This is a genomic window from Streptococcus sp. 1453, from assembly GCF_013276955.1.
Classification (GTDB): domain Bacteria; phylum Bacillota; class Bacilli; order Lactobacillales; family Streptococcaceae; genus Streptococcus.
Genome location: NZ_VMLZ01000001.1, coordinates 195274 through 201980 on the forward strand (window position 1 = coordinate 195274; position 6707 = coordinate 201980).

5 protein-coding genes and 1 pseudogene are annotated in these 6707 nt (G+C 36.8%); all 6 read right to left on the reverse strand.

What is annotated here, in order from left to right; translation table 11 throughout:
- Nucleotides 1-130: 130 nt before the first annotated feature.
- Nucleotides 131-1234, reverse strand: a complete 1104-nt coding sequence (locus HW098_RS00890; RefSeq protein ID WP_176138980.1) for a Gfo/Idh/MocA family oxidoreductase — start codon at nt 1232-1234, stop codon at nt 131-133.
- A gap of 366 nt (nt 1235-1600) precedes the next feature.
- Complete coding sequence (locus HW098_RS00895; RefSeq protein WP_000730332.1) at nt 1601-2434, reverse strand: carbohydrate ABC transporter permease; 834 nt, start codon at nt 2432-2434, stop codon at nt 1601-1603.
- Nucleotides 2434-3318: a sugar ABC transporter permease gene (locus tag HW098_RS00900; RefSeq protein WP_000237985.1), complete on the reverse strand. Its 885-nt coding sequence runs from the start codon at nt 3316-3318 to the stop codon at nt 2434-2436. Before HW098_RS00900 ends, HW098_RS00895 begins: the two co-directional genes overlap by 1 nt.
- A gap of 78 nt (nt 3319-3396) precedes the next feature.
- Entirely contained in the window at nt 3397-4734 is a 1338-nt protein-coding gene (locus HW098_RS00905; RefSeq protein WP_166735924.1) for a sugar ABC transporter substrate-binding protein, read from the reverse strand.
- Nucleotides 4735-4752: 18 nt separating this feature from the next.
- Complete coding sequence (locus HW098_RS00910) at nt 4753-5205, reverse strand: YhcH/YjgK/YiaL family protein (protein WP_176138981.1); 453 nt, start codon at nt 5203-5205, stop codon at nt 4753-4755.
- A 1135-nt stretch (nt 5206-6340) separates the two neighbouring features.
- Nucleotides 6341-6707, reverse strand: a pseudogene (locus tag HW098_RS00915) (hypothetical protein); the annotation flags it as partial.

Genomic DNA, 6707 nt, shown 5'->3' on the forward strand with positions numbered 1-6707 from the left:
TTAAAAATAAAACGCTTTCAAGAGTTTGTAGTACAATAGATTTCAGTTTCAAAAACTAGCCAAGTCAAACAGCTCCTCTAAAAGTACTTTCAGAGGAGCAAGTCGACCTATAATAGGAGAATACCAAAATTTATTTTACAATTTCTGACAATTTTACTTTGCGATCTTCAAACATAGACTGGGTACAAGCATCTGCAGTAGCAATTGCTTCTAGGGCAGCTTCACCTGTCAATAGTTTTGCAAATTCTTCTGATACTGGTGCTCCTTGCATAATCTCATGCAGATAGCGCATTTCTTTATCAATCACAGATGATAGCCATAATGGAGTACGTTTACCTGGTTTACCATAAGCAATTGCTCCGTCCATTTCTGTACTATGATAGATACGAGTACGATCATCATCTTCTTCTTGCGATTCATGAATCAAGAAATAGCTTTCTTGTCCATCTAGCTTAAGAGTTCCTTTACAGTTGAATAAGTCTAAGCGGATGGCACCTTTGGTTCCTTGGATTAAGACATAATGTTCACCCCAACGATAAGCTGAACCCCATTCTAACAAGGCAAAACGCTTATTAGAAAATTCCATATTGACAAAAATCATATCATCTTCATCACCGAAATGTTCACCTTCATGGGCTACATTTCCACCTGTCATGGTTACAGTTTCAGGCATACCACCCATAAGGAATTGAACACAATCCAACTCATGGATGTGGTGATACAAGTGACCACCTGATTTTTCACGAATTTTTTTCCATGATACGGACGGTTGTTGTTCTTCCCAACCATTACGAGCTGTGTGACAATATAGAACGTCTCCGATGACTCCTTGATTAATGAGTTCTTTTGCATGATGGACACCATTAAAGAAATTCATAATATGTCCTGCCATAAAGGTTACATTGTTTTCTTTACACGCATCTACCATCTCGCGACAATCTTGATAAGAAAGCGCAATTGGTTTTTCACAGAAAACATTTTTACCATGTTGTGCAGCCTTAACAACCGGTTCCTTATGAAGATTATTTGGAGTTGCGACGATAACACAATCTACTTCATCGCTAGAAACCAACTCATCTAGGGAGCTTGCTACTTTTGCTCCCAATTCTTCTGCAATCGCCTCTGCATTATCTGGGTCATAGAGAAGAGTAATCTCTGCTCCATCATTCTTTTGCATATAGCGAGCCAATTCAGCTCCAAAATACCCTGTTCCAACAACACCGTATTTAACCATGTTTTTTCTCCTTTATTATTGAATAAACTTTCTAATTTTAACTTATACTCTTCAAAAATCTCTTCAAACCGAGTCAACGTCGCCTTGCTGTGCGTATGGTTACTGACTTAGTCAGCTTCATCTACAGCCTCAAAAACATGTTTTGAGCTGACTTCGTCAGTTTCATCTACAACCTCAAAAACGTGTTTTGAGCTGACTTCGTCAGTTTCATCTACAACCTCAAAAACATGTTTTGAGCTGACTTCGTCAGTTTCATCTACAACCTCAAAAACGTGTTTTGAGCTGACTTCATCAGTTTTATCTGCAACCTCAAAGCTGTACTTTGAGCAGCCTGCGGCTAGTTTGCTCTTTGATTTTCATTGAGTATTACTTCACAGATCCTTCTGATAATCCACTTGCAATTTTATTTTGGATGATAGAGAAGAAAATGATTGATGGAAGAACCACAATAACAGATGCTGCCATCATATCTCCCCAGTCTAAGATTTCTGAACCATTAAGCGAACGAAGGGCTACTGCTACTGTCATCTTTCCTGTATTGTTAATCAAAATCAAGGCATACAAGAATTCATTCCAAGCATTGATAAATGTATAAATAGCTGTTGCTACAATACCTGGTGCTACAATCGGTAGCACAACTTTATAAAACGTAACAAATTTATTTGCACCATCAATTCGAGCTGCTTCTTCAATTCCAATTGGAACTGTTTGGAAAAATCCAACTAAGAGCCAAACTGCATATGGAACACTAAAAGATAGATAAACCATCATCAAGCCAAATAAACTATTTGTTAACCCAACTTTAGCAATGGCAATTGAATAGGGAATTGCTAGCAAAATTGGTGGGAAAATGTAGGTAATAACGAGTAGTCTCGACATGATTGCTCCCAACTTAGGGAAGAATCGAACAATACCGTAGGCTGCCATAGCAGAAATAATAATCGCAATAACAGTTGTAGCTAAGGCAATGATTAAACTGTTTCGAATATTATCAATAAAGTGCAAATCATTGATAACATGAGTGAAATAATCTAATGTAAATTGTTCAGGCCAAAATCGTGTTGGATACTGAGTTAATTCCCCTTTACCCTTGACAGACGATATGATAATCCATACCAATGGGAAAATTGCAACAATAGTCGCACCTATCAAGAGTACATGTGAGAGAATATCTAAATAAATACCTGATTTCTTCTTCATTATTTTCTACCCTCCTTTTCCCACTTACTGATGATAGCAAAGTAGATAAAGCAAATCGCCACCAAGAAGATAAAGAGCAATACTGTAACTGCTGAAGCACGACCCAATAATTTAGTTCCCCAACCTAGGTTGTAAGCAAAAATTGGAAGCGTCGTTGTAGCATTGGCTGGTCCACCACCTGTAATTAGGTAGATAATGTCAAAGTTATTAAAGATCCATACAGTTCTCAAAACAACTAGAAGCCCTACAACCACTTTAATATGTGGAAAGACGATAAATTTGAACACTTGCCAACTTGAAGCACCATCTATCTTTGCAGCCTCAAATTGTTCTTCTGGTACTGTTTGCAAAGCTGAAAGCACATTGACCATAATCATCGGCGCTCCAAACCAAATGTTGATAAACACCAAACATAGGAATGCCCATGTACTATCTGTCAAAAATGCAGGCGTATGCTCCATTAAACCTAATTTTACGATTAGATTAGGTAAGTAGCCATAAACCCCGTTTAGAATCCATTGCCAAGAGAAGGCAATAACGATTGTAGGAAATGCCCAAGGAACAATCAATAAGGTCCTATATAATTTCTTGAAGTGGCGTACTCTGTGAAGAGCTAAAGCCAATACAAACCCTACTAAAACTTGACCAACTAATGAGAAAATGGTCCACTTAATTGAATTAAAGAACGCATTAAAGAAGTTGGGATCTGATAGCACAGCTTTATAGTTAGCCAAACCAACAAATTTGTAATTGGGCATAATCAAATGCTTATTGGTAAAGCTATAAAAAATACTCGAGAAAAACGGATAAACAAAGAGTAATCCTACGATAATCATAGCTGGCAAAACAAATATCCAGCGAGTTAAATTACGTTCTTTAACCATTCTCCTTCTCCCTTCTTTTACAAGATTGGGCTAGGGCTTTTCAGCTCACTAGCCCACCTATTTTCTAGTCTTTTACACCTACTGAACAGCCTCAAATAAATCGTTTAATTGTTTTTCTGCTTCTTTTGCTGCTTTCATAGGGTCTGTTCCATTTGTAATGATATCTTGGAACATTTGTTCAATAATGTGTTGGTTAGTCAACATACCAGCTTGTACACTTGGCCCATTTTCATAACCAATAGCAGTACCTTTTTTAACAGCTTCAGTAATCACTTCTTCAGCATGTTTAAATTTCTTACGAGTTTCATTTTCTTTATAGGCTGCAGAATCGCTAATCCCCTTAATAGTTGGCAACATACCTACTGGAGTTGAATCAAGGAATTTAACGTAGTCTTCTTCATTATAAAGTGATTCTAAGAATGCTTTAGCAACTTCTGGATGTTTTGAATTTTTCCAAACAACCATTGGAATGTTTGAGGTTTCAATTCCTTGATCTTTATCAGACTCTTTGATTTTTGGAATAGGATAAGCATCAATCGAATCAATCAATTGAGGACTGTTGGCATTGATTCCTCCAATATGGAAGCCAGAGTTAAAGTCAAATGCTGTTTTTCCTTGATAGAACAAGGTAGCTTGTTGAAGGACATTAAAGTTCAAAGAATCTTGAGGTGAAATTTCTTTATACATTTTAACCCAGTATTTAATACCATCTTGAGCAAGTTGACTTGTCAAATCTGCTTTAAGATCTTTTGTCAAGAGACTTCCACCACCACTACGTACGTAGAAGTTCAAGAAACGTGTTGCCATTAAGTCATTTGTTCCAAACGGAACAGACAAGCCATAAACTCCAGCTTCTTTCAATTTTTTAGAAGCTTCATAGAGTTGATCCCAAGTTTTAGGAACCTCAATATTATGTTCTTTTAATAAATCAGTTCTAACCCACATAACTTGTGCATGTGAATAAAGAGGAACAGAGTAGTAATCATCTCCGATTTTTGCTTCATTTAAGGCAGTTTCGTTAAATTTATCCTGTCCAATACGCTTGATAGAATCGTTTAGCGGAACCAAAGCATCTGAGTTGACCATTTCCATTACTTGGTTAGGAAGAGCTGTACTGATATCTGGCACATTTCCATTTGCTAAACCTGTAGTCCATTTAGTATAGAAGTCATTCCAAGAAAATGTTTCAATCTTGATTTTCGTTTTTGGATGCTTTTGCATGAAAGCATCTGCTGATTTTTGAATACTTTCTAAACGTGGTCCTTGAGTAAAGGAGTGCCACATTGTAATCTCACCAGATAATTCTGTCGGTGGTTCAGTACTAGTTGTACTTTCTTTCTTTCCTGAACAAGCTACCAAGGCAACGGCTGCTAGCGCAACTCCAGCTAGACATAAAAACTTTCTCATTTTTTTCATCGTTCTTCCCTTTCTACATTAAGAAATCGCAACTTTAAAGACAATTTTTTTCACAGGTTCATCATTTATACGAACCTTGGGTTGATGTAAATCTTCTGGAAAAGTGATGAGGCATTCGCCACCTCTCAAATGAACCAACTGTTCCACTTTCCCTGTGTATAATTCAATATCCTTCTCTTCATCATACTCTTGGGTAACGCTTACATTTTCCGGCGACGTAACAGCCATGGCTTCTTCGTTTTCCAAAACTAAATGAATATCCAAATATTTTTGGTGTGTTTCAAAGAAATCCCCTGCTTGACCATCTGCTAGATAAGTAAAGCAATTCCCAAACAATCGATTACCATCGATAGCAATCGGACCTTCTGTTAAATTTTCTAGTCCTGTTTTTTCTAGAAAATCTATCAATGTTGCAAAATGTGGATTTACTCCCACATAAGTTCCTAAACGGCTAATTTTTGTAATAATCATCTCTTCTAACCTCCTTTCTCAATCTATTTTTCCTATCCAAGTTCCTCATTCTTCTGTCTAGCGTTTTCTACTAGAAGGACATAAAAACACTACTCTCTAGCCTATACTCTTTGAAAATCTCTTCAAACCACAGTCGCTTCACCTTGGATTATATAGGTCAGTCTTATCTACAACCTCAAAGCGGTGTTTTGGGCAATCTGCTACTAGCTTGCTAGTTTCTTCTTTGATTTTCATTCAGTATCTCCTCAATCTTCACAAGAAGATCTGATTTTTCTAGCGACAAACAGAATAAATAAGTTAGTTCAATGAACTACCTTCCTTATAGATGAAATTGATATTCATGAAGGAAGTCGCCCTTTATTTTTGCAAAAGATACTGGTATGAATCTATTTGGGGAATTGAATTTATAAGCTGCTCACTTATACTCTTCGAAAATCAAATTCAAACTGCGTCAACGTCGCCTTGCCGTACTCAAGTACAGCCTGCGGCTAGTTTCCTAGTTTGCTCTTTGATTTTCATTGAGTATTAGTTTTTCTAAAATAATTCTAATCTATTATTCTAGCACTAATAGACTCTTTGGCTAAATCTCCTTTCTACATCTCGTTTCACCAAGAACTTTTAAGAGAGAAATACTCTAAATTTCATTCTCTAAATTAGTTTTGTTACCGTTTTCAATTAGAGTATACTTTTTTTTTTTTAGTATTTCAAGTCTTTTTCTAATTTGGAATTTAGTTTCAAATCTTTTTTAACTATATCAAGTATATTAAAAGTACTTTCAAAAATAATCAAATTCTTACAATACTTGTTTCGAGTGGACAAGATAAGAAAACAAGAAAGTCAATTTTAGGAGAAAGTGAAGTAAATATAGCAGATTGAAATAAGATGAGAATAAATCGATTAGGAAAGTCAAATCAAATTTATAACAAGGATTTAGAAGCTGCGGTATACTATTCTGTTTTCAATCAACTATAGTGTACTAATGTAGATTCAATGCACTATAAAACGCATAGTATCAAGGTTTCTTAATCCCCTGATACTATGCGTGTTTGTAATTTTTAAGATTTTATACCTAGAGTTTTTTAATTCCAAGAACGCCATCTTGACCAGATGGTTTTCCTGTCTATTATTGCTGATCTTACAACAACGCCTCAAACTCAGCAACGGTCATGCCCAACTGCTGACTGGCAACCTCGGAAGTCAGAAGTCCTTGGCGAACCATATCCAGAAAGGCAAAAAGTTTTCCACGTTCAAGACCACGTTCAAGTCCTTCTGCACGACCTCTCTCCAACCCTTTTTCCTCAGCTTGTTCCAAGGAATAGTCATGAGCCAATAATGCCTGTTCTTCTCGCATACGTAGTTGACTAAACATTTTTCTGTCCTCCTCGGACCAGCTCTTGTAGTCCAGCAGTTGGTCTGCTTGGCTGATGGCTCGCTCGGGTTCTTGGGTAAAGGGTTTGTTCCCGAAAAACTCCAACCACGGCTTACGAACCTCGTCTTTGCTG